The organism is Oleiagrimonas sp. MCCC 1A03011, from assembly GCF_003267965.1.
GTDB lineage: Bacteria > Pseudomonadota > Gammaproteobacteria > Xanthomonadales > Rhodanobacteraceae > Oleiagrimonas > Oleiagrimonas citrea.
The window spans coordinates 1-23,757 of sequence record NZ_MSPY01000011.1 but is presented as its reverse complement, the minus strand read 5'-3'; the positions used below and the strand labels follow the sequence as shown (position 1 = coordinate 23,757).

General features: G+C 61.3%; 23 protein-coding genes. 14 read left to right on the top strand and 9 right to left on the bottom strand.

The window, feature by feature from the left end:
* Nucleotides 1-285 (top strand): hypothetical protein (locus BTJ49_RS15800; protein WP_206098435.1); only part of this gene is annotated, 285 nt, incomplete at its 5' end.
* On the opposite strand, the gene BTJ49_RS14765 is transcribed toward BTJ49_RS15800, so the two are convergent.
* From BTJ49_RS14765 to BTJ49_RS14755, 3 genes are all read right to left on the bottom strand, one after another.
* Nucleotides 282-1,046 carry a hypothetical protein gene (locus BTJ49_RS14765; protein ID WP_240601855.1) on the bottom strand — a complete coding sequence of 255 codons (765 nt, stop codon included), beginning with the start codon at nucleotides 1,044-1,046 and terminating at the stop codon, nucleotides 282-284. The two genes, BTJ49_RS15800 and BTJ49_RS14765, sit on opposite strands and share 4 nt — an antisense overlap.
* Before the next feature lie 68 nt (nucleotides 1,047-1,114).
* Nucleotides 1,115-1,942, bottom strand: coding sequence for an FTR1 family protein (locus BTJ49_RS14760; protein ID WP_113066198.1), 828 nt, complete (start codon nucleotides 1,940-1,942; stop codon nucleotides 1,115-1,117).
* A 4-nt stretch (nucleotides 1,943-1,946) separates the two neighbouring features.
* Nucleotides 1,947-2,270, bottom strand: coding sequence for a cupredoxin domain-containing protein (locus BTJ49_RS14755; RefSeq protein ID WP_113066197.1), 324 nt, complete (start codon nucleotides 2,268-2,270; stop codon nucleotides 1,947-1,949).
* Between the two features lie 324 nt (nucleotides 2,271-2,594).
* Between BTJ49_RS14755 and BTJ49_RS14750 the strand changes: the two genes are divergently transcribed.
* The 13 genes from BTJ49_RS14750 (at nucleotide 2,595) to BTJ49_RS16065 (ending at nucleotide 15,588) form a co-directional block, all read left to right on the top strand.
* A protein-coding gene (locus tag BTJ49_RS14750) for an IS3 family transposase (protein ID WP_113066196.1) occupies nucleotides 2,595-3,739 on the top strand; the annotation gives its coding sequence in 2 pieces (ribosomal slippage) (nucleotides 2,595-2,832 and nucleotides 2,832-3,739; 1,146 coding nt in all).
* A 992-nt stretch (nucleotides 3,740-4,731) separates the two neighbouring features.
* Nucleotides 4,732-5,928, top strand: a complete 1,197-nt coding sequence (locus tag BTJ49_RS14745; protein ID WP_168184778.1) for a TolC family protein — start codon at nucleotides 4,732-4,734, stop codon at nucleotides 5,926-5,928.
* Nucleotides 5,929-5,963: 35 nt separating this feature from the next.
* The gene (locus tag BTJ49_RS14740) at nucleotides 5,964-7,427 is read left to right on the top strand and encodes an efflux RND transporter periplasmic adaptor subunit (protein ID WP_168184777.1); all 1,464 of its coding nucleotides are present in this window, start codon (nucleotides 5,964-5,966) and stop codon (nucleotides 7,425-7,427) included.
* Entirely contained in the window at nucleotides 7,424-10,573 is a 3,150-nt protein-coding gene (locus tag BTJ49_RS14735) for an efflux RND transporter permease subunit (RefSeq protein WP_113066193.1), read from the top strand. Before BTJ49_RS14740 ends, BTJ49_RS14735 begins: the two co-directional genes overlap by 4 nt.
* 50 nt (nucleotides 10,574-10,623) lie before the next feature.
* The gene (locus tag BTJ49_RS14730) at nucleotides 10,624-10,944 is read left to right on the top strand and encodes a P-II family nitrogen regulator (protein WP_168184776.1); all 321 of its coding nucleotides are present in this window, start codon (nucleotides 10,624-10,626) and stop codon (nucleotides 10,942-10,944) included.
* A gap of 648 nt (nucleotides 10,945-11,592) precedes the next feature.
* Nucleotides 11,593-12,060 carry a DUF411 domain-containing protein gene (locus BTJ49_RS14725; RefSeq protein ID WP_206098434.1) on the top strand — a complete coding sequence of 156 codons (468 nt, stop codon included), beginning with the start codon at nucleotides 11,593-11,595 and terminating at the stop codon, nucleotides 12,058-12,060.
* A 26-nt stretch (nucleotides 12,061-12,086) separates the two neighbouring features.
* Nucleotides 12,087-12,437, top strand: a complete 351-nt coding sequence (locus tag BTJ49_RS14720; protein WP_146742373.1) for a hypothetical protein — start codon at nucleotides 12,087-12,089, stop codon at nucleotides 12,435-12,437.
* Nucleotides 12,430-12,750: a hypothetical protein gene (locus BTJ49_RS14715; RefSeq protein ID WP_113066189.1), complete on the top strand. Its 321-nt coding sequence runs from the start codon at nucleotides 12,430-12,432 to the stop codon at nucleotides 12,748-12,750. Before BTJ49_RS14720 ends, BTJ49_RS14715 begins: the two co-directional genes overlap by 8 nt.
* Nucleotides 12,751-12,866: 116 nt before the next feature.
* On the top strand, nucleotides 12,867-13,502 hold the full coding sequence (locus tag BTJ49_RS14710; protein WP_113066188.1) for a cytochrome c biogenesis protein CcdA: 636 nt from the start codon (nucleotides 12,867-12,869) through the stop codon (nucleotides 13,500-13,502).
* A gap of 388 nt (nucleotides 13,503-13,890) precedes the next feature.
* Entirely contained in the window at nucleotides 13,891-14,331 is a 441-nt protein-coding gene (locus BTJ49_RS14705) for a thioredoxin family protein (protein ID WP_168184775.1), read from the top strand.
* A gap of 180 nt (nucleotides 14,332-14,511) precedes the next feature.
* Nucleotides 14,512-15,114 carry a protein-disulfide reductase DsbD domain-containing protein gene (locus BTJ49_RS14700; protein WP_168184774.1) on the top strand — a complete coding sequence of 201 codons (603 nt, stop codon included), beginning with the start codon at nucleotides 14,512-14,514 and terminating at the stop codon, nucleotides 15,112-15,114.
* Nucleotides 15,059-15,400, top strand: coding sequence for a multicopper oxidase domain-containing protein (locus tag BTJ49_RS14695; protein WP_168184773.1), 342 nt, complete (start codon nucleotides 15,059-15,061; stop codon nucleotides 15,398-15,400). Before BTJ49_RS14700 ends, BTJ49_RS14695 begins: the two co-directional genes overlap by 56 nt.
* Nucleotides 15,401-15,459: 59 nt before the next feature.
* A complete protein-coding gene (locus tag BTJ49_RS16065) occupies nucleotides 15,460-15,588 on the top strand; it encodes a hypothetical protein (protein WP_255420393.1) in 129 nt (42 codons plus the stop codon).
* 389 nt (nucleotides 15,589-15,977) lie between these two features.
* Here BTJ49_RS16065 and BTJ49_RS14685 read toward each other — a convergent pair whose 3' ends face one another.
* From BTJ49_RS14685 to BTJ49_RS14660, 6 genes are all read right to left on the bottom strand, one after another.
* The gene (locus BTJ49_RS14685) at nucleotides 15,978-16,550 is read right to left on the bottom strand and encodes a cation transporter (RefSeq protein WP_343125538.1); all 573 of its coding nucleotides are present in this window, start codon (nucleotides 16,548-16,550) and stop codon (nucleotides 15,978-15,980) included.
* A 126-nt stretch (nucleotides 16,551-16,676) separates the two neighbouring features.
* Nucleotides 16,677-16,976 carry a P-II family nitrogen regulator gene (locus BTJ49_RS14680; RefSeq protein ID WP_113066182.1) on the bottom strand — a complete coding sequence of 100 codons (300 nt, stop codon included), beginning with the start codon at nucleotides 16,974-16,976 and terminating at the stop codon, nucleotides 16,677-16,679.
* Nucleotides 16,973-20,110 (bottom strand): CusA/CzcA family heavy metal efflux RND transporter, encoded by a 3,138-nt coding sequence (locus BTJ49_RS14675; RefSeq protein ID WP_113066181.1) that lies wholly within the window; start codon nucleotides 20,108-20,110, stop codon nucleotides 16,973-16,975. Before BTJ49_RS14675 ends, BTJ49_RS14680 begins: the two co-directional genes overlap by 4 nt.
* Nucleotides 20,110-21,210 carry an efflux RND transporter periplasmic adaptor subunit gene (locus BTJ49_RS14670; RefSeq protein WP_113066180.1) on the bottom strand — a complete coding sequence of 367 codons (1,101 nt, stop codon included), beginning with the start codon at nucleotides 21,208-21,210 and terminating at the stop codon, nucleotides 20,110-20,112. The genes BTJ49_RS14675 and BTJ49_RS14670 overlap by 1 nt, the downstream gene beginning before the upstream one ends.
* Complete coding sequence (locus tag BTJ49_RS14665) at nucleotides 21,207-22,487, bottom strand: TolC family protein (RefSeq protein ID WP_113066179.1); 1,281 nt, start codon at nucleotides 22,485-22,487, stop codon at nucleotides 21,207-21,209. The genes BTJ49_RS14670 and BTJ49_RS14665 overlap by 4 nt, the downstream gene beginning before the upstream one ends.
* Nucleotides 22,488-22,558: 71 nt before the next feature.
* Nucleotides 22,559-22,930 (bottom strand): hypothetical protein, encoded by a 372-nt coding sequence (locus BTJ49_RS14660; protein WP_113066178.1) that lies wholly within the window; start codon nucleotides 22,928-22,930, stop codon nucleotides 22,559-22,561.
* Nucleotides 22,931-23,757 lie beyond the last annotated feature (827 nt).

The window sequence follows — 23,757 nt, the reverse complement described above, 5'->3', positions numbered from 1 at the left end:
CGGTATAGCGGACTGTCCATGTCGATCTTGATCAACTCGATGAAGCCGGTTGCCACGGCGACGATGCCCGTGACAACCCCTATGGCAAGAAGGTATCCGGCGAACCTCCAGGCGGGCGTTCCCAACCAGATCTTCGATACGCCTCTGCCCTACATCCACGTGATGGTCGGTGGCGCACTGATCATGGTCACCATCGTCCTGATGGCGGGTACGCCTTCCGCACGATCCCGGGCACGTACGCTCCTACGTCATTTGACGTACAGTGTTCGGTTTCACGGAACTTAGAAAAACTCGTATTCGACCTGTGCCAGCCAGGTGTGTTGCGGTGCTGCAGTGTTGACGCCGAACAGAACTCCGACGCGATATTCAATGTTCGAGGTACTGTCCGGCACGTGCCATTCGCCAGCAACGATCGGTCCGGCCTGATAGGCATGATCGGCCGGACGTCCGTATGCCTCGATGCCAGGGCGGAACGCAGAGGAAACCGCGTAGGTGCCGCGGTAGCTGTAGCGAAATTCGTATCGGCGGCTGGCGCCGGCGCCGATGTGTTTCTCCCAGATCAAGTTGACGATGTGATCGAAGCGACCCTGGGTCTTCTCGATCAGCGCACCGGCTTCCAACGCGTCCGGACCGTGGCCGGCCGTGTTGTGCTCGTAGGAGGCCAGCACGCCCACGTCGGCCCAGTATCGGCCCGGTTCGGTGAGTTGGAACACGTTTTCGAACTCGTAGCCCAACCACTGGGAACGTTCGCCCGGCGCACGCTCATAGCGAGCCAGGTACAACTCGGGCTTCCACCAACCGGTGAAGGCGTGCGCGACCGAGAACTCCGCAGCCTGCCCGCCATGATAGTTAGCACGTCCGTCTCCCAGATGGTAGCCGCGTAACTCGAACTCGCTCTGCGTAGCGATGACATGCGGTGAATAGACGGTGAAGTCGTCAGCGTGCACCGTGCCAGCCAAGAGTAGCAAGGTCAGCAGAAACAGCCAGCGGGAAAGGCGGTATGGCGAAGTGACGCGCGGGGTCGCGTGTAGGCGCGGGGCGTGCATGGGCAGATACTCCTTAAAAAGGATATTGAAGAGCGTCGTGCCGACGGATGGGACGTCGGAACGTTGAATCAGGAGGTTGGTGTCGGGCGCGGCAACAGGGCACGCGCTGACCAGCGCATGCCGGTCACCAGCAGCGTCAAGGTGACGAGATAGAAAACGATCTGGATGCCCGATGGCGAGGCGTCGTAGCCAACCAGCACGCTGAGCACACGGCCCAACATCGACCCATTTGGCAACAGCCAGGACAGGTTCCAGATCTGCGTGCCCCAAGCCGGCAACAAGTTGCCCTGGACCAGGAACCGTGCCGCATCGGAAGCCAGCCCGGCCGCTAGCAGTGCCAGCATGCCGTTGGTGAAGCCGAACAAGTGGCGCAGCGGGATGCGAAGTAACCCGGCATAGAGCGCGAAGCCCAACGCTGCGCCACCGGCTATACCGATGGCAGTTCCACCAATCAGTCCGTGCATTCCGGTGCCACTGGCCAACATGCCGTACAGGAACAACACAATCTCGGAGCCTTCGCGCAACACGGCCAGTGCAACCACCGCCAGCAGCATGGTCAGAGAACTGGAACCGGTACGCACCGCACCGCCGACGGCGTTCATTTCCTGCACCATCTCGCGGCTGTGTCGCGACATCCACACTACGTGCCAGCCGATCATCGCCACTGCAATCAGCAACACGGCTGCATTGAAGACTTCCTGGCCGGCGCCACCGACCAAACCGGAGATGAAACCGGCGCCCAACGCCACCAGCACCGCGCCGGCCGCGCCCAGCGCGATGCCGCCGGACACGTACCAGCCGCGATGGGCGACGCCACGCGTAGCCGCGCAGACCACCGAAATGATCAGCGACGCTTCCAGAACCTCGCGGAAAACCAGTAGGGCAACACCGATCATGGTCTCACTCCACGATCAGCCGACCCTGGGCCGTGGCCTGGTGGAAGTCACCGAAGAAGCGGTAGGTCCCCTTCCGCAACGGGCCCACGTACACGGTGATTTTGCCGTGCGGCATGACCAGCTTTTCTCGGCTGAAATCGGTGCTTTCGAATTCCTCCGGCGTCGCGTCCTTGTTCTCCACCACCAGCTTCACCTTGGTCCCGGCAGGGATCTTGAGTGTCTGCGGTTGGTAGGTGTGGTGGTGCAGTACAAGGGTGTATTCGGGCATGCCGGCCATAGCTGGCGTGACCAAAGCGATCATGGTGACAAGGGCGATGACAAGGCGCATGACAGTGATTCGTAGGAACAAGGGGATAAATAATAATGACTATCATTTGTTTTTTCCAATGATCGGAGTCGGAAGAGCCTCAAGACCCGCTGCGGCCACCGTCTCGCAGGAACGAAACAGCCTCCTTCACACCGGCTCTGATCAGTCACCAATGTAAGGGTTGACCTTGGTGTTACCCCCAAGGTTTAGCATGAATGCCGAATTCGTCAGGAGACGTCCGATGACTAGCATCGACTATCGACGTCGGCGTGAGCTGAAGAGTGAATCGACCAGGGTCTCGTAGACGCCTCAGAGCCATACTGTATGGCTACGACGGAGGTGTCCATGAGCGGCAAGCGGTATACGGATGAGTTCAAGGTCGGGGCGGTCAAGCAGGTGACCGAGCGCGGCCATCGGGTGGCCGAGGTGGCGGACCGGTTGGGGATCACCACGCACAGCTTGTATGCGTGGATCAGGCGCCATGGCGAGACCAACGGTGCAGCGCACGGAGCGTCGGATCAGGCGGCGGAGCTGCGCCGGGTGAAGGCCGAGTTGCGTCGGGTCACCGAGGAGCGCGACATCCTAAAAAAGGCCGCCGCGTACTTTGCCAAGCAGTCCGGGTGAAGTACGCATTCATGAAAGACCATGCCCACCAGTTTCGGCTGCGCGCTATGTGCCGGGTGCTGGGCTTGCACCCCAGCGGCTACTACGCCTGGCTGAAGCAACCGGCGAGTGCGCGAGCCAGGGAAGATCGTCGCCTGACGGGACTGATCAAGCAGTCCTGGCTGGAAAGCGGAGCGGTCTACGGCTACCGCAAGGTCACCACTGACCTGCGCGATCTGGGCGAGCGCTGTAGCCGTCATCGCGTGGCGCGACTCATGAAACTGGCCGGCCTGCGCGCCCAGGTGGGGTACGGAAGGCGGCCCAAGCCGCGTGGTGGCCCACAAGCCACGGTGGCGCCTAATCGGCTGCAACGCCAGTTTGCCGTCGATGCACCCAATACCCACTGGGTCACGGACATCACCTACATCCGCACGCACGAAGGGTGGCTGTTCCTGGCCGTGGTGCTCGACCTGTTTTCGCGACGCGTGGTTGGCTGGTCGATGCAGTCGACCATGCACGCCGACCTGGTGCTTCAAGCGCTGACGCTGGCGGTATGGCGGCGAAAGCCGGCGCGAGGTCTGATGCTGCATTCCGATCAGGGTAGTCAATTCACCGGAGGTGACTGGCAGGCGTTCCTGAAGGCACATGGCATCGTCTGCAGCATGAGTAGGCGCGGTAACTGTCACGACAATGCGGTAGCCGAGAGTTTCTTCCAGTTGCTCAAACGCGAGCGGATCAAGCGTCGGATCTACACGACTCGGGCCGATGCGGCGAGCGATGTGTTCGACTACATCGAAATGTTCTACAACCCGCGGCGTCAGCACGGCAGCAATCAGGGGCTGTCGCCGGTAGAGTACGAAAAGCGGTTCCTAGAAAGTGGCTCGTGAGCGTCTACGGAATCCTGGTCGATTCACCAAGCTCGGACAGCCCCTGGAACAGATGGCTACGGGTCTTTTCTTCGTCTTCCGCAATCAATAGACGCATGGCTGCCCGGACACCTTTCAGAAAGCCGTAGTTTCACATGACTCTGGATTATTCGACATGTGAACGGCATTGACACACATCACCGAACCACCCTAGGGGGATTACCATCACCTCAAACTCACCTCATGAAGGCCTTGACTCTGAAGTCTGATCCACGTGTATGATTTCTATCATGGCTACGTGTGCACATGTGAAGCGACGCAACCGCTGGCGACTGACACTGCTAGTGTTGTTGTCGCTGGTGTTCCAGCAGCTGGTGCTGGTTTCGTATGCGTGTGCGGAATCGGATGTAGCCGTGGCCAACGCGAGCATCCAGGCACTTTGCCAAGACATGCCGCAGCAGGCAAAGCACAGCCCGAATCCACAGATGTGTGTCCAGCATTGCGCCCAGCAGGTCTCTGCCAGGTCGGATGCACAATCGCATGTATTCTCGCAGTTGCCAGCGACGCCGCTACCGCCTGCTCTCTTCGTGGCAAGAACATTCTCCGCCTCACAGGCCGGGTATGTACGTGTGCGTTCTTTCCATGCCGGTACCCTTTCGCCTGAAATGCGGTTCCGCGTTCTACTGATCTAGGCGTTCCATTCGGACTTTGCTTGTGTTCGACCACGATCGTGGTCGCGTCTGCTTATTGCGAATGGAAAATTCATGCGGTTCTCAACATCTTCGCGGCGCGCGTACGCGCTGTTGTCTGCGTGTGCACTGAGCACACTTCTGGCCCTTCCGCTGGCCACTGCGCACGCCTCGAGCGCGTTACGTGCCGGTAATTCAAAGGCATTGCGCACGACGCAGCCTGCTTCACACAAGGCAGCTCTTGCGGGTGCAGCCACCTCTACCTGGATAGCCCGACCGGCAGCACGCTCACATGCCATCGGCCCAGGCCATCCGGATGCCGGATTGTCAGCTGACGATCTCGTGCAGCGAGTGCTGCAGGACAATCCCAGCATCGAAGCGATGCGCGCGGCTGCCGATGCGGCCCACGCCGACATCGAGTCTGCCGGTGCGCTGGACGATCCGATGCTCAGCTATGCCGCCGCGCCCCGGACAGCCGGTGGCCCGCGTCAGGGACTCAACCAGAATGTGCAGATCAGCCAGACGCTTCCCTGGCCTGGCACCTTGCGCTTGCGCACGCGTGCGGCAAGCGCCAATGCGGCCTCCGCCGATGCGGACATTCAGGATCTTCGTCTGCGACTGAGCGCACGGGCGCGGGCCGCCTATGCGCAGTGGTTCTATGTGCATCGTGCATTGCGCATCAATGCCGAGAACCAGTCTCTGGTCAAACGGCTGCATGGCGTGGCCGAAACCTCCTACGCATCGGGGCAGTCGCCGCAGCAAGACGTGCTGCAAGCGCAGGTGGAACAGGTTCGATTGCGCAATCAGGCGCTTGAACTGGAACGTCTTCAGCGTACGGTGCAGGCACAAATCAATGCCCTGCAGAATCGTCCTGCGGATACGCCGGTCGCTGAACCGAAAGGTCTGCCGAAAGCGAGGGCATTACCAAAGTATGCATCCCTGCGGGATGCGGCCTTGTCGCGCTACCCGAAACTGCAAAGCCTGGATGCACTCATAGATGCCAGCCAGGACCGTCTCGCGCTGGCGCGCAAGAACCGGTATCCGCATTTCAAGCTGATGGCCGGCTACAACAGCCTCTGGGATGCCCCGGACAAGCGGTTGATGGTCGGTGTGTCCATCAATATCCCCTTCGGCGCCAATCACAGCGGTGAAATCAGCACCGCGCGAGCACGCGTGCGTCAGGCACAGGCCACGCTGGTCGATGCCCGCAGTCGTTTGCTGGGCAATCTCGATCAGGCCTATGCCACCGTCGAGCAGGCGCGATCGAGCATCCAGTTGTATCGCGATCAGTTGCTGCCGCTGGCGCGCCTCAATCTGCAGGCCGCCGAAGCGGATTACAGCAACGGCACAGGCGATTTTCTCAAACTGATCACCGCCGAACGGCAGTACCTCGCAGTCCAGCTGGAGCTTGCCCGTACGCGCGCGGATTTCTATACCCAGTGGGCGTCACTCAACTATCAGACCGGCGGCGCGCTCGATGCGTTGCCCATCTCCGTCACGATCCAGGATACAGCACGATGAAAAAGAGCCTATGGATGTTCATTGCCGCGGTTGTCGTGCTGCTGGCCGCACTGTTCGGATACATGGTCGGATCGCACAAGGCAGGAAAAGGCGATGCACAGCCCACCGCATCCGCATCGGCAGAACGCAAAGTGCTGTATTGGAAAGCGCCGATGGATCCGAATTTCCGCAGCGACAAGCCCGGAAAATCGCCCATGGGCATGCCCCTGGTCCCGGTGTACGCCTCCGGCGAGGGCGGTGCATCCAGCGATGTGAAGATCGACCCGGAGGTGGTCAACAATCTCGGCGTGCGTACGGCACTGGTTGAAAACGGCACACTTTCGCAACGGCTTGAAACAGTGGGGTACGTCGGTTACGACGAGGACACGATCACCAGCATCAATACCCGCGCCGATGGATGGATCGAGAAGCTGGCAGTGAAGAGCGCCGGTGACACGGTACAAACCGGCCAGTTGCTGTATCAGTTGTTTTCGCCCAAGTTGGCGACGGCGGAACGCGAATATCTGACCGCCCTGTCCAGTGGCAGCACATCATTGATCGACGCCTCGAAGCAGCGCATGCAGGCGCTGGGCTTCAGCAGCGCACAGATTCGTCAACTGAAACGCACGCGCAAGGTCAGCGATCGCGTTGCGCGGTACGCGCGCAGCACCGGCACCGTCATGAGCCTGGGCATAAGTGAAGGCGCCTACGTGAAGCCGGCCACGCAAATCATGAAACTGGCGAATCTGCACACCGTATGGGTGCTGGTCGAGGTTGATCAGAGCCACGCGGCGCTGCTGCATGTCGGACAAAAAGCAACCGCCACGTTCGATGCCTTTCCCGGCAGGCAATGGCACGGTACGGTCGACTACATCTATCCGGATGTCAGCACGATGACGCGCACGATCAAGGTGCGCCTGCGCTTCGCCAACCCCGACCTGCGGCTGCAGCCAAACATGTATGCCCGGGTCACACTCGATACGCGGCGGCCCGGCGAGGAAGCACAACCGCCATACGGCGCAGTCTCCATTCCCGAGCAGGCGCTGATCCGTACCGGTCAGAGCCAGCGGGTGATCGTGGCGCTGGGCGATGGCCGTTTCGATGTCTGCCCCGTCGAGGCAGGCGTGAGTTCCGGTGATCGGGTACAGATACTCAAGGGTTTGCACGCCGGTCAGCGAGTGGTGACCTCGGCGCAGTTCATGATCGACTCGGAGGCCAATGTCAGTGCGGCCGCCTTGCGGCTGGGCGCAGGCAAATCCGGTTGCGGGAAGATGCCGCAAGCATCCGGGCCCGCACCGTCCTCCAGCGACATGGCTGGCATGGACATGCCCGATAAAAGCATGCCGAGCATGTCGGCCCACAGCGTGCCGGCTGAGTCCGGATCAACCACACCGACACATCCATCGACCACCTTGCCGGCAGCGACCATGAGCGGTATGCCGAGGCGCAACCGTGCTTTGGACAGCCAACACAAGCCACGCACTGCCCCGCTAGAAGACAGCGGGAGGCAGCCACGATGATTGCCGCGATTATCCGCTGGTCTCTGAAAAACCGGACCTTCGTGCTGCTGGCGCTGACCTTCGTCGTCATCGGTGGCCTGTACGCATTGCAGCGCACGCCGGTGGACGCCATTCCCGACCTTTCCGACGTGCAGGTCATCATCAAGACGCCGTTCCCTGGCCAGGCGCCGCAGGTGGTGCAGGACCAAGTCACTTACCCGCTGGAAACAGCCATGCTGGCGGTGCCGCACACCACCGTCGTGCGCGGTTATTCGTTCTTCGGTGATTCCTATGTCTATGTCACCTTCAAGGAAGGAACCGATCTGTACTGGGCGCGGTCGCGAGTATTGGAATACCTCAACCAGGTGTCCAGCAGCCTGCCTGCCGATGCCCATCCGAGCTTGGGACCGGATGCCACAGGCGTGGGCTGGGTGTACGAATACGCGTTGGTGGACAAGACCGGAAAGCACGATCTCGCACAACTGACCAGCCTGCAGGACTGGTTCCTGAAGTATCAGCTGCAGACCGTGCCGGGAGTGGCCGAGGTGGCCACCGCCGGTGGCATGGTCAAGCAATATCAAGTGGTGGTGCATCCGGACAAGCTGCGCGCCTACGGCATCACCCTGGCGCAGATCAAAAAGGCAATCCAGAACGGCAATCACGAAACCGGCGGCGCCGTGGTCGAGCTAGCCGAGGCCGAGTACATGGTGCGTGCCAGCGGCTACATAAAGAGCATCAAGGATCTGTTGGCGATACCGTTGATGACCGACAAGAACGGCACGCCGGTACAGCTCAAGGACGTGGCCGATGTGCGCATGGGGCCACAGATCCGGCGTGGCATCACCGAACTCGATGGACAGGGCGAGGTGGTCGGTGGCGTCATCGTCATGCGCTCCGGCGAGAACGCACAAAAAGTCATTGACGGTGTCAAGGCGAAGCTGGCCTCACTCAAAGGCAGCTTGCCGCCGGGTGTGCAGGTCGTGCCGACTTATGATCGCTCGCAACTGATCAGCAGCGCGGTGGACAACCTCCGCGAAAAGCTGATCGAAGAGTTTCTTGTGGTGGCGCTGATCTGTGGCATCTTTCTTTTCCATTTCCGCTCATCGTTGGTGGCCATTGTCAGCTTGCCGATTGGCATTCTGATGGCCTTCATCATCATGCGGATCCAGGGCCTGAATGCCAACATCATGTCGCTGGGCGGCATTGCCATCGCCATCGGTGCGATGGTTGATGGCGCCATCGTGATGATCGAGAACTTGCACAAACACATGGAGCATGACGAGGGCGGTGGCAGCGGCGGTGAAAGTCACTGGCGACGCGTAACCACCGCCACCGTGGAAGTGGGGCCGGCGCTGTTTTTCTCGCTGTTGATCATCACCCTCAGCATGGTGCCGATTCTCAGCCTCACCGGTCAGGCTGGGCGCATGTTCTCGCCACTGGCCTATACCTGGATCTACGCGATGGCAGTGGCGGCCATTCTGTCGGTGACGCTAATCCCCGTACTGATGGGCTATTTCATCCGCGGCAAGATCACGCCCGAACACCGCAACCCGGTCAACCGCCTGTTGACGGCGCTGTACCGACCGGTCATCGACAAGGTCGTGCGCTATCCCTGGGTGTTGCTTGCCGCCGGTGTCATCGTGGTACTGGTCGGCATCTGGCCGGCCTCACGCCTGGGCTCGGAGTTCATGCCGCCGCTGGATGAAGGCGACCTGATGTACATGCCCTCGGCACGTCCCGGCATTTCCGCCGATAAGGCACGGCAGGTGCTGCAACAAGCCGACAAGCTGATCATGAGCGTGCCCGAGGTAAAAACGGTGTTCGGCAAGATGGGGCGTGTGCAGAGCGCCACTGACCCGGCGCCATTAGCCATGGACGAGACGATCATCCAATTCAAGCCGAAGTCTGAATGGCGTCCCGGCATCACCAAAGCCGACATTCGCAAGGAGCTGGAGCAACGCGTGCATCTTCCGGGTCTGACCAATGCCTGGGTGATGCCGATCAAGACGCGCATCGACATGCTCTCCACCGGTATCAAGACGCCAGTCGGGATCAAGGTCGGTGGTCCCGACTTGCAGGTGATCCAGAAAATCGGCAAGCAATTGGAGAAAGTGCTGCCAAGCGTGCGTGGCACCACGTCTGTGTATTCCGAACGGGTTGCAGGCGGTCGTTACATCAGCGTTGACATCCACCGCGACAAAGCGGCCAGACTGGGGCTCAACATCAGCGACGTGCAGGACGTGGTGCGTAGCGCCATCGGCGGCATGAACGTGACCGAGACCACTGAAGGCCTGGAGCGTTATCCGGTCAACATGCGCTACCCCAGTGACTGGCGAAACTCGGTGGCCCGCATACGGGAGTTGCCGATCGTCACCGGTCGTGGCGGGCACATCATGCTCGGCGATGTGGCCACGGTTGCGGTCACGGACGGACCGCCGATGATCAAGAGTGAAGGCGCCCAGCTTACCGGCTGGACCTACGTTGACATCGCCGGTCGAGATGTGGGTTCCTACGTGAAGGCGGCCAAAAAGCTGGTGGCGGCTAAGGTCAAACTTCCCGCCGGTTACTCGCTGACCTGGTCCGGTCAATACGAGTACATGCAGGCGGCCAAGAAGAGCCTAGCCATGATCGTACCGTTGACCATCGTGTTGATCGCATTGCTGTTGTACATGGCGTTCCGCAGCATCGCACAGGTACTGATCATCCTGGGCAGTCTGCCGATGGCGCTGGCTGGCAGCTTCTGGCTGCTGTATCTGCTGGGCTACAACCTGTCAGTGGCGGTCGCAGTCGGTTTCATCGCCCTCGCCGGCGTGACCGCGGAAATCGGGGTCGTGTTGCTGGTCTACCTCAACCAGTCCGTGGGCGCCTATCTGCAGCATTGCCGTGAAACCTCACAACCGGCCACCTTCGAGGGTATGCGCGAGGCCGTTCGCGATGGCGCCCTGTTGCGGCTACGACCGATCTCGATGACTGCCGCGGCCATCATTGCCGGGCTGCTGCCGGTGATGTTCGGCGGCGGGACGGGATCGGAAGTCATGCGCCGCATTGCCGCGCCGATGGTCGGCGGCATGCTCAGTGCACTAGTGCTGACCATGCTGGTGATTCCAGCTGTATATCTGTTATGGGAACGACGTCGGCTGCGCAAGCGAGGCGAGCTGGCGTACTGATGAGTCCGTGTGCACCCATATCGAGGATTCACAACACCCGGGAGGCTGTTATGGAATACCGAAAAATTAACGCCATAGTGCACGTCGACAGTCTCCAGGCTGTGGAAGAGGTCTTGCAACATCTGGGCGCCGCTGCGGTCGCCGTTACCCGGATCAAGGGCTACGGCGACTACAAGAACTTTTACAATCCGGAATGGATATCCGACCAGGCCCGAATCGAAGTCTTCGTTTCACACGAGCAGGTCGAAGTGGTGGTCGAGGCGATATGCGATGCAGCGCACGCGGGATTGGACAGTGACGGAATGGTTGCCGTGCTGCCCGTGGAAACGCTGATCCACATCAGGGATTTCATACCCAGGCCAAAGTCGTGAACGTTGGAAGCTGTGTGCAGACCATTGCGTCAATGGGTGGAACTATCGACCGGCGGAAGGGTCTCAAGCCTTGGCAAGGCGCGGGCTTTTGCCCGTTCGATGCATGCGGCGTAGAGTAGTGTCGGTGATGCGACGTGTCCTCAAAAAGAGCTTGCTGTTGCTAACGCTCCTTGGCGTCGTTTTCGGCATGGCCGGCACAATAACCGTCACGGCTGCGCCGGTCGGCCACGCGCAGTCTGTCATGCTCAAACAGCAATCCGGCGGCTGCATGGGTTGCCGCAACATGCAACCAAACGGAGGTGCTCCCCATCACGGGAGCATGGGCGGCACGTCATGCACGGGCGCCGCGGGTTGCTCCATGCCAGCCGTATCGTCGGCTTCAGTCACCGTGATTCCTGCGCAATCGGACATTCAGCCGGTCGGACCCGACCGCACGGGCGGACGTACGCCCGACGGTCCCGACACACGTCCCCCCATCGTTCACGCCTGACATTCGTCAGGACCAGTAAGTGCCGTCCGCCGCTTCGTCGCGGCAGCGCGTGCTCGCCCCTGGATCCTTCCTCGTTTCCATGCACTGTCCTGGCGGTCAAGCCGTCGGGCATCGTAATCGTGGACGAATCCCGAACACACCAATCAGGAATCACCAAAATGCTCTTCCATACCCAACGCATGGCGAGGCTGATGCTGCTCGCCCTGTTGGCATTCGCGGCCGTGCAGGCCATGGCGAAGCCAGCGATCCAGGCCACGTTGTGGCACAACCCCGGCTGTCAGTGTTGTGCTGCTTACGCCAAGTACCTGGACAAGCACGGCTTCGCTGTCAAGGTCATCGACAGCAGCGATCTCGGCGCGGTCTTCCGCGAACACGCAGTGCCGGACAAGCTTGTGTCCTGCCACTTGATGACCGTGGGCCGCTACACCGTGGTCGGCCATGTGCCGGTGGACGTGGTGCAGAAGCTTCTGCGCGAGCATCCGGACATTCGCGGCATCTCGCTGCCCGGCATGCCGCATGGCTCGCCGGGCATGGGCCCCGAATCCCGCATGGGCGGCCCCAAGACCGCGCCGTTCGTGATCTACACGTTCGGCAAGGGTCCGTCGAATGGGTATGCCACACGCTGAAACCCGTATTTCAGGAATCAATGATCATGAAAACTTCAACTTCATCTCCACCTCGGCCGTTGCACGACGAACTGTCCGGCATGTGGACGTGGATCAAACGACACCGGCTGCTGGTCGGCTTGGCGGTCATTGTCATGCTCGGCTTGGCTTTGGGCTGGAACTGGCTGGCGGCAGCCGGTGCCCTGCCTTTCCTGTACTTCCTGCCGTGCGTGCTGATGATGGGCAAGTGCATGAAAGACATGGGTTCCGGCAAGACAGGCAACGCCCAGGACAAGCAAGACGAACAACCCCAAGCCGAATCGACTCTCACGGTTCCGCCGGCTTCACTCCCGGCGCGTCCCCCACAGCAACTCATCAAGGAGAAAGATCATGCGTAAGATCACGAAAATTTTCGCGGCGACAAGCTTCATCGCAGCCTCCCTGGCTGCAGCGCCCACCCTGCTTGCAGCGACCCAGAACAGCAACGCGAAAGACACCACAACTGCAAACCAGATGATGCAAGGTCAGGTTCAAAAAGGCAGCGGCACAGACATGATGGACCGTGGCATGGGCATGATGAACAACGGCAACAAGATGCCCATGATGCAAATGATGGCCGAGATGAACCGGATGATGAAGAACTGCAACCAGATGATGGAACGCATGAACACGGGGCATCCGAAGAGCAAGGCTGAACCAGGGAAGGGCTAGGTTGCCGGACGCTTCCTGGGTCCATGTCAAGGGTGAGCGATTCCTACCAGAACCTGGAACGTTGGATATGCCCGAGCCTCAGCGTTTTCATCGAGCCTGCGTAAAGGAACTTCGCGATGTCTGATGCGTTGCTTCTCGGCTTGCCGAGTGAGTTGGCACTGGCTGCAGCGCGGGGACTGCTGTTGAATCTCACGCCCTGCGTGCTGCCGGCCATGCCGCTCAAGGTTCGTTCCGTGCTCGCGCACACCGGAGTCGCAGCGCGCAAGCGCGTCACCGCGGCGGCTGTCTTTGCTGCCGGCACACTCGCGTTTTTTCTGGTTGTCGGACTTGCGACGGCGATGCTGCACTGGACGTGGGGACGGCTGTTCCAGTCGTCCGCGGTGCTCGCCGTGCTGGTGGTGGTGCTTGCCGTGCTCGCGATGTTGACCTATCGCAATACACGGCTGCCGGTGCCCGGCTTTGCCACGCGACTGGCGGGCGGGGGTTATTGGGAGCCGTTCTGGTCCGGTGCGCTGGTTGCACTGCTGGCAACACCCTGCACGGGCCCGTTTCTCGGCGGCGTGCTCGCCTTCGCACTGACCCGCCCACCCGAGGTGGTGATCTCGATTTTCTCGCGGTGGGTGCGGGGCTGGCCGCACCGTATGTCGCGTTGTTGCTGCGCCCGCAATGGCTCGAACGACTGCCGCGCGCGGGCGCCTGGTCGGTTGTGTGGGGCATCAAAAAGCGCTAGTTCGGCACCCATAAGTCGCTAGCGAAGACCCCAAAAAGCGCTAGTACGTGCGCAAAAGGGTTGCCAGCCAACGGATCGCCTGGCCCGAGTGCCCGACCAGACTTGCAGCTTATGGGGTTCGTGCGGTGTGGAACTGGCGACTTATGGGCCTCGATCGCTAGCGACACCGTGACGGGTGTGGATTCAAATGGTCCTGCTGAGCTGATCCGACTCGCGGCTTTTGGTGCCTACGCACATCGGTCCGATTGCGCCAAGCGCTCGTCTTCGTGCTCGTCGCCGGGGCCGTGTTCTTTGCGCAAAGCTTGATTCCGCAACCATTCGCACGCTAGTTGTGGTGGCTCTGGCTGGGCCTGTTGCTCTCGTGGGCCGGTATGGCAATCGCGCGATCGCGTGGTTGGATGGTACGTAGGGTGGCTACCATCACCGGAGTGGCAGGCGTCGTCTTGGTAGTCGCTGGTGGGCTGGCAGTGACACCCACCGGCGGGCCGCTCGACTGGCAACCGCTTCCCGCAAATCGCTTGGTTGCGGCGAGCAACGATGGGCATCCGGCACTGGTCGAATTCACCGCCTACTGGTGCATAAACTGCAAGGTGCTGGAAAAGATGGTTTATGTCGACCCCGGCGTGGTTCGTGAGGCTCATCACGTGAGCTTGGTGGCATTGCGGGCCGATTTGACCCGGCCACACCCTGCGTTGGAGCGGCAGCTCGCTGCTTGGGGCGGCACCGGACTGACGTTCGCAGTTGTCCTTGATGATCGAGGCCGAGTCGTCGCGCGTCTATCGGGAATCTTCACCTCGAACGCGATCGAACACGCGATCGAACCCTCCGTCACAAGAGGAGGTCCAAGATGAACCAGCGTCACAAGGTTGGCTACGCGACGCTCGCCGCGTTGATGGTGCTTGCTGCCGCGTTGGTGGGTGCCCGCTACTGGTTTCGGCAAGCGCGTCCCCCACCAGCCCTTGCAGCCAAACCGAATGGTGGGATGCCGGCGCCGGAGGCAACCGCGATTCGCGGCTTATGCCGGTCATGGCTTGGCAACCAGTGCCGACAAGGTTCGTATCCGCGCTCATTTCGAAGGCCCGCCGGCTGCAGACGGCTCGCGGGCGATCGCGGTGCGACTCCTGATTGCACCGGGCTGGCACGTCAACGCCAATCCGGCGTCATTCGAATCCCTGATTCCGACTACGCTGCGCACTCGGGTGGCGGGGAAGCCGGTCCGCCTCGAAGTTCGTTATCCGCTGGGGCGGACGAGCGCTATTCGCTTGCAGGGCAAGCCGCTCAAGGTTTACGAGAACGGCACCGTGCTCACGGCCCGCATGCCGGCGCCGAAACTCATTGCGGCGCGTGCCGATGACGAGCTTGTGCTCGATGTCGCCGTCCAGTCGTGCAGCGACCAAGGCACCTGTCTGCCGCCGGCGGAACTGACTACGCGGCTGAGGCCGGCGTCATGCGGTTTCGCATCGCCCGACGTGAAAAAGGCACCGCCGCACTGCCCCATCGGCTGCAGCCGCACCTGCACTCAAGCCGGCCGCTGTGATCAACCGGACCCATCCGCGCCGCTTCGAATTGATGATGCGCATGATGCGCGGCACCATCAACAGTCGACACTTCGAGGGCACACAGGTAACCGATGATGAAATCGTCCGCCTCGGCAGCGTCGAGGTCTGGAAATTCGAAAACCGCAGGATGCTGCCGCACCCGATGCGCGTGCATGGCCTACAATTTCTGGTGCTGGAGCGCCACGCAATCATAGGCGCGACGGGTTGGAGCGGCCTTCAGGACGGCCACGTCGACGAGGGCTGGCATGATACTGGCTGGTCATACCTGGGCAGCGGATACGCATCCTGCTCGACTTCCGCGATTACAACAGCCTGTATCTGTATCACTGCTACAACCTGGAGCACGAAGACGGCGGCATGATGCGTTACTAAAGGGTGCAGGCGTAACGACGAGGAAAGCGTTATGTAGAGGAGCCAGCAGTGATCACCACGATTGTCATCCTGATCCTGATCGCCATCCTAGTGGTGTACGTGATCGTGAAGTACAACGGAATGGTCAAGGCCCGCAAGCGTACAAAAATGCGTTCGCGCAAATCGACGTGTAACTGACCCGCCGTCACGACCTGATCCCCAACCTTGTCGAGACCCCAAAGGCTACTTGAAGCATGAGCGCGAAACGCTCGAAGCGGTGACTTAGGCGCGGTCCGAAGCCATCAACGGGTTGGCGGTGGCCAAAGCCAAACCGGGCGATCCGGATGCCATGCGGCAGTTGGGCGGAGGAGTTCAGTTTCGCCTTAGTGGTGGTGCTTACCCCGCCAGTGGTCATGCGTGAAGCGTGGCGACTAGTGCAGACCGACAGGGCCGCGGGTGTTCTACCCGGCAGAGCCTTTGCAATGAGACTGCTGGGAATGTTTTGCAGCTTCGTCGCCGATTGGCTGGAACCTAGCCGCTGGCGCTTCTCCGGATACACTACCTGATCGCAACAGCACTCGTCTTGCTTATCGACCTTTGCTGACCTCAAGCGGCGCCGATTCGGCCTCACGCGCTTCGCGCAGGATTTCGATCGCCTCCTTGATCACGTAGAGACCGATCGCGATGCCGATGATCCGGTCGGGAATGGGCGAATGGAGCAACAGCACCAGCGCCCCGGACAGGATCACACCGAGATTGGCGACCACATCCGCGCGGGTGCACAGCCACATCGCGCGCATGTGCACCTCGCCTTTCTGGAAAGGTTTCAGCACGAACAGCAGCACCGAGCCATTGACCAACAAGGCAACGAACGCAACAACCATCATCACCGGGCCGAGCGGGTGACTGCCTTCGATCCAGCGCCGCGCGGCATCCACGATGACGCCAGCGCCGAGGAGAAAGATGATGGCGCCGGTCGTCATCGCGGCGCGGGATTTGAATCGCAAGCCGCGATTGATTGCCATCAAACCAATCGCGTAAGCCGCAGCATCCGAGAGCATGTCCAGCGCGTCGGCCATCAGCCCGGACGAATACGCAAACCAGCCAGCAGTGATGCCGATCACGAACATCGTCGCGTTCAGGCCGAGCGCGATCTTCAAGGCGCGTCGCTGTGCGCTGTCTCCTGCTTCATGTCGGCACCCGCAAGCGCTCATCCGCTATATTCTAACAGATGAGCGGTCTTCCCTTGCATCGCGTGGGTCCTACCCGCCGATGCCATCGATCGCCTAAGCACTGTCCAGCGTGCTTAGATACACCCATCCGGCGACACTCTGACCGGTTTGTCCGTGCAGACGGATCAGTTGTACGGCGCGTTCGGCCTGATCGTCCTCGCAGAACACTTCGAGCTTGATCTGTTTGGTCACCAATTCGCCCAGTTCCATGGAGTACGTCTGTTCCTGCGCACTGAGTGCCTGCAACAAACCCTTGACGTCGCTCACCGACAGATAACGGAATCCCGCGTCCTCCAGCGCGTGGATGATATCGGTGACTCGGCCGTAATGAACGAAGGCTTTGACTTCTTTCACGATGGATTCTCCTGTCGAGCCAGGCGCCGTGCGGCGCGTTCCTCAATCCAGTCGTACAGCACAGGCAGCAGCACCAGTGTCAGCAGGGTGGATGTGATCAGGCCGCCGACCACCACGGTGGCTAGAGGGCGTTGTGTCTCGGCGCCGACGCCACTGGAAAGCAACATGGGCACCAGTCCCAGAATGGCCACGCTCGCGGTCATCAGCACCGGCCGCAGTCGCAGCGCTGTGCCGCGGACGACGGCGTCGCGTACGGCAAGTCCTTTCTCGCGCTGCTCGTTGAGAAAACTCACCAGCACGATGCCGTTCAACATCGCTACACCAAACACAGCGATGAATCCGATCGCCGAGGGCACCGAGAGGTACTGTCCCGTGATCGCCAAGCCGACGATGCCTCCGATAATGGCGAATGGAACATTGGCCAGAATCAGTGCTGCGTATTTCACTGAGTTGAACGCGGTGTAGAGCAGCACAAAGATGAAGAAGATCGTCACGGGCACGATGATCGCGAGTCGCGCCAAGGCGCGCTGTTGGTTCTCGAACGCACCACCCCATTCGACGTAGTATCCGGTCGGCAGGTTCACCTGCTGGGCGATGCTCGCATTGGCGTCCTGGACGAAGCCGTTGATGTCACGTCCGCGCACATCCATCTGGATTACCGCGTAGCGCTGCAACTGCTCGCGCCGGATGAACGAATAGCCTTCTGCGATGCTGACGTCGGCCACTTGCGACAACTGCACCAACGCGCCACTGGGCGTGCGGATCGGGATGTGTTTTATTTCGGGCAGCGTGGACTCGCTGGCCTTGTCGAGTCGCACTGTGATATCGAAGCGCTTCACGCCATCGAGCAAGGTGGACACCGGCTCGCCACCGATGCCGTTCTTGACCACCGTCAACACGTCGTCGGCGTTGAGCCCGTAACGCGACAGCGCCGCGCGATCGACCTGGATACGTACCTGCGGCTTGCCGATATTGGCCTCCAAGGCGAGATCGGCGACGCCCGGCACCTTGGCCAGCACGTCCTTGATCTTCGCACTCAGCCTGTCGAGTTCGCCCAAGTCCTCGCCATAGAGTTTCAGCGCCAGTGTGGCGCGCACGCCAGAAATCAATTCCTCGACACGCATCTGGATGGGCTGGGTGTAGCTCACCACCGCAGTAGGCAGGACGGCCGTCAGTTCTTTCTGCATTGCATCCTCAATGGATTCGAGCGTCTGACCGCTGCGCCACTGGTCCTTGGACTTCAGCGGCGTGTAAACCTCCATGTAGTTGACGTCCGCCGTTTCGCCTTTTTCGGCGCGACCGATCATGGCGAGCGTAGTTTCCACTTCCGGGAATTTCTGCTTGACCAGTGCGGCCACTTCCTTGGAAATGTCAATGGATTCCTCCAGTGACGCGGACGGGATGGAAGTAATGCGCCACATGATGGCGCCCTCCTTCAGGTTCGGCATGAACTCTTTGCCAAGGAACGGGAACAACGCGAGGCTGCCGAGCAACGCGCCGCCGGCGATACCGAGAACGATCCTCCTGCGTGCCAGAGACCACGCAAGCACCGTCGCATAGTGACGCTTGAGGAATGCCACCAGCCGGGTGTCCTTCTCTTCCCTGGGTTTCAACACCAACGCAGCCAGCACCGGGATCAGCGTGAGCGCAAGAATCAGCGAGCCCGCCATCGCAAAGCTGATGTTGAACGCCATCGGCTTGAACATCTTGCCTTCCAGCCCTTGCAGGCTGAACAGCGGCAGGAACACCACGATGATGATGAGGATCGCGAATGCGATCGGATTGGCGACCTCACGTGCGGCCGCCAGTACCGCCGCAGTGCGGTCTACCGGCAGGCCGTGCGCCTTGCGCTCGGCCATGATGCGGAAGGCGTTCTCCACCATCACCACCGCGCCGTCCACCATCATGCCGATGCCGATGGCCAATCCCGCCAGCGACATCAGGTTGGCCGATAGGCCCACCTGATCCATGCATATAAAGGCGATCAGCATGGACAATGGCAAGGCGATGACAACCACCAGCGCACTGCGCAGTTCGCCGAGGAACAAGAACAGGATGATCGCGACCAGGATTGAGCCTTCGATCAGCGCACGCACAGCGGTCCCCATCGCGGCGTTGACCAGATCGGTACGCTCGTACACGGGTTTGACCTCCACGCTCGCCGGCAGCGCCTGTTTGACTGTATCGAGCTTGGCCTTGACCGCATCGACCACGTTTTTGGCGTTCTCACCGATGCGCGCCAGCGCCATGCCCAGCACGACTTCCTTGCCGTCGCGGGTCACCGCGCCGGTGCGAGGGGCTCCGGCTTCGATAATGTTTGCGACATCGCGCACGTACACCGGCGTGCCATCTTCGGTCTTCAGCACGATGTTGCCAATGTCGGTCGCGTTTTGCACCAAACCGAGACCACGCACCAGATACTGCTCGCGACCGACGTTGACGAAATTGCCACCGACCTGTGCGTTGTTGGCCTGCAGGGCCTCGATCACGTCCTTGAAGCCTAACTGGTGCGCGATCAACTTCATCGGATCGATGCGTACCTGATACTGCTTTTCCTGACCGCCCCACGAGGTGACGTCATCCACACCGGGCGCGGTGCGCAGGATCAGGCGGATGGTCCAATCCTGCAGAGTGCGTAGATCCATGTCGCTGGGCGCCTTGGCTTGCGCCACATCCTTGAGTTTGGCATCGGCGCGCTCGACCGTGTACCAGAACACCTGGCCCAAACCGGAGGTGTTCGGCCCCATCTCCGGCTTGCCATAGCCTGCGGGCAGCCGGTCGCCGACCTGCTGCAGGCGTTCGTTGACGAGTTGCCGCGCGAAATAGATGTCCATGCTGTCTTCGAAATACACCGACACATAGGACAACCCGAACAGGCTCACCGAACGGATCTCCTGTACCTTCGGAAGGCCCGCCAGGGCGGATTCCACCGGCGTGGTCAACAGTTGCTCGACATCCTCGGCAGCGAGGCCCGAAGCTTCGGTGTAGACGTTGACCTGCACCGGCGTGACGTCGGGAAAGGCGTCGATGGGAAGGTGCCGCACGGCCTGAAAGCCGAGAAAGCCGATCACCAAAAAGGCGATCAGCACCAGCACCTTGAAGCGCAGGGAGAGTTCGACCAATCGTTCCAGCATCACTCTTCTCCCAGTTGCGAGCGCAGCAGGCGCGCCTTCAGAGCGAACGCGCCCTTGCGCGCATAAGTGTCGCCGGACTTCAGCCCCTGTTTTACCACCGTCCAACCGTCGCGGGTTTCGCCGATGACAACCGCGGCCGGTTCGAATTGCCCATTGCCCTTGGCGACGAACACGGTCGGCTGGTTCTGCAACAACACCACGGCCTCGGCGGGAACGGTCAATGCCTTCTTGCTGCCACCGACAGCAACGCGTGTCTCGACGAGTTCACCTGGGTGCAACAGATCCTTGCGATTGTCGACTTCGATGCGCACCGGCACCGTGCGGGTGCGCTCGTTGGTCTGGTGCGAACGCTGGATCACACGACCAGCCAAGGCGGTGTCGTGCGCAAGCACACGCACCGTGTCGCCGGCCTTGACCTTCTCGGCTTCCGCAGGCGCCATTTGCGCCTCGACCCATACCGAATCCTCTTTCACCAGCGTGAACAGCGTGCGCCCTGGCGCCACCCGCTCGCCAACGAGAAAGTCGTCGGTGGTGACGCGTCCGGCGGTGGGTGCCAGCAGGTCATAGCTGCCGTCGGCCTTGGCCGAACCAGCCTTCAGGAGGCCACGGATCTGGCCTTCGGAAAGACCATACGCGCGCAGCTTGGCGCGGGCCTGATCGCGCGCCACTCTGGCTTCGTTGTAACGGCGTGCCGAAACCGCCTGCGGGCCGAGTGACGCAATGCGCTGCCAATCCTGCTCGGCGACGATCAACGCGCCCTGTGTGGAAGCGACCTCGACGCTCGAAAGCACGACTAGTGGCTGGCCGGCCTTCACGACATCGCCAAGCTTGGCCTTGCGCGCCAGCACCTGCGATTCGACGCGCGGCGAGACCAGCACGGTCGAGTAGGCATCCGCCTTGACTTCACCCGGCGCCTTCAATTCATCGGTGAGCGTGCGGGTGGTGACCTTGTCGAGGACGATGCCGGCCGACTGGATCGCCGCCACTTCCAGCGCGAGCGGATTGGAAGAGGGTTTTGCTTGTTGCGCGAGGGCGCCGCCATTCACGGCGGCCAACAAGGCGAAGCACAGCAAACTGCGTTGCAGGAAGAATTTGTTCATCGGGATTGTTCCTGGGAGCGGCCGTCGATCCAGTCGGTGAGGCGGCCGGCGGCGGTGAGGTAGTCGAACCAGGCCTGCCAGGTCTGGCTTTCGAGTTCGAGGCCGGAAAGCGCGGTGTCCAGGCTCTGCCTGAGCTGCACGAGGTAATCGGACGTACTCATTTCGCCGGCACGCCAGATTTTTTCCAGCAGCGCAGCGCGTTCCTCGAACGCGGCCGCGCGGCTGCTTCGAAACGCTTCGGCGGCTTGCAACGATGCGACGTAGCGGGTACGTGCTTCGACAAACCACGCATCGAGCACGAGCTTCTGTGAGCGCAGCCTGGCCGAGGCGGCATTGGCTTCCGCGCGTGCTGCGGCCACTTCGGCACGGCCGGTGTTGAACACCGGCAACGGCACTGACACGCTGAGGCCGATGACCTGGTCGCGGATGCGGCCGACGCGAACCTCACCACCTGTCAGGCTGACCACGGGATCCGGGATGCGCGCACGCCGTGCGACCGTGACACCTGCTTCGGCGCTTTCCCGCTCGGCTCTCGCCTGCATCAGCTCAGGCAACGCGTCCGTCGCCACCGGCCTGATTGCGGTGGCGATGGGTGGCAACCCAGGTGGCAGCTCCGGCGTGGCGCTCGCGCCACTGCCGCCGATTGCGCGCAGGGACGCCCTGGCGGCGGCTTCGTTGGCTGCAAGGGCAGCCTGTTGAGCTTGCGATTCGCCTAATGCCAACGCGGCGATGTCGCGCTCGGGGCTGCTGATGTCGCCGACCTTCAAGCGTTGCGCAGCGAGCTCGTCAAAGCGCTGCATCAGCTTCACGCGACGCTGGCCCAGCTCGGTTTGTCGGGCAGCAAGGGCGGCGGCGGTCCAGGCCTTCAACCAGCGCGCCGCGATGTCGCGTCGACGCAGGCCATAGGCGGCCTCGCTGGCGCGCAGCTCAGCATTGCCCTGGTTCTCTCGCGCACGCCGTTTGCCTGAAAGATCCAGCGGCAGGCTCAACCCGATCGTACGCCGATTGACGTCGGCGTTTTCGGCGTCCACGGAAACCGAAGGGTTGTAGAGCGGCTTGGAGGCCGCGTCGGCACGGGCACGCGCCGCTTCGACTTCCGCCTGCGCGGCCTGTACTTCGGGTGCGTTTTGCCAGACGTCGCGCACGGCAGCCTGCAGGAGTGCAGGCGCGGCAACCACCGCGGGCGGCGAGATTTTGGGGTTGGGCGGCGCCGCGAAAAGCGCTGCCGCATACAGCCAGCACACGGCGCCCACGGGCACCGATCGAAACACGAACATGGAGTGATCTCCTGAAAACGGTTACGAAGCGATGCGCCGCAACGGCGACATCATCGCGAAACGAGAGGTCTTCAGGCGATGGGGGGGCGCAGCAGTGAACTCGTCCGGACAGGCGAGAATGCGTAGGCCGGGGGGTGGAAAACGAAACGCGAATCGACCGGCGTGACATCGAGCGACAACGCCACCGGCACAGGTAGCGTCTCCACGTGGGCACAGTGACAATCGCCCGTCTCGCTCAGAAGGCAGGTAGCACTGCCGTTCTCATCGAAAGAATAAACGATGGTTGCTGCGGATTTCGCGGCAACGGCCGTTGGGACGGATGTCGCCGTATGCTGATTGGCGGCCGTGTCGCTCAGGCAAACCGTGGCCGCGACCAGCTTGAACGACAGCACGGTCAGAGTTAATACCCAGAGCAAGCGGTGGCGGCGTAGACGGTTCAGCATGGCGGCAAGGTCGAAACCAGCTCGGCGATTCTAGGGAAGAGGTCGCTGTTACACAATCACGTTAAACCGCGCAGGACACCTTGCACCTGTGCAAGAATGACCGGACGTTGACTTGAAAGTTCATGTCGCGCCACTTCATGCTGCATCGTATCTGCATTCGGCGGTCGAGGCAGAACCATTGCGAGCGTGATCCATCTGCAAAGTGGCGCGCTCGATGCGATAACCGTCCCGCAATATGGTTTACAGTTCACGGCGCTTGTCGTGGCAATCGCCTTCCGGACGCACGCAAACGCGCCCGGCCAACATCGGGAACCCTGAAGTCACTTCCCAAATGTGCAGGTCAGGGATACCGGTAACGCCGGCGGTGGCGAGGGCCGATGTGCGCGAGGTTAGCGCCAGCCTACGAGCACATAACGTGATCCTGACCCTGTCGCGGCTGATGCGGCTCTATGGCAAGCCGGTCTACGTGCGTGCAGGCAACGAGCTAACGGTGTAATCAAGTTCCGCCACATGCGTATGCGCAGTGCGGCCGTCGTTAGTTGTAGAAGCGCCGCCAGCGTTCGACAGCTGCGGCACAGCAATGCAGGACGTTTCTCCAACGGCCTCGATTGCGCCCATGGCTACAAACCACCGGCGCCCATTCGCCGGAGCTGGTCCGGACTCGATATGATCGCCATAAGACTCACCGCCTGATTGGCTACAAAGTCCATACTCAGGTCAAGCCCTCCTCTTCCTCAAGGGCAGCACAACACGCCTGGCCTGCGGTTTGCAGTAGGAGGATGCCCACCGATGAGCAAACCTCGTCAAGCCAACCTCGACCCCAGCGA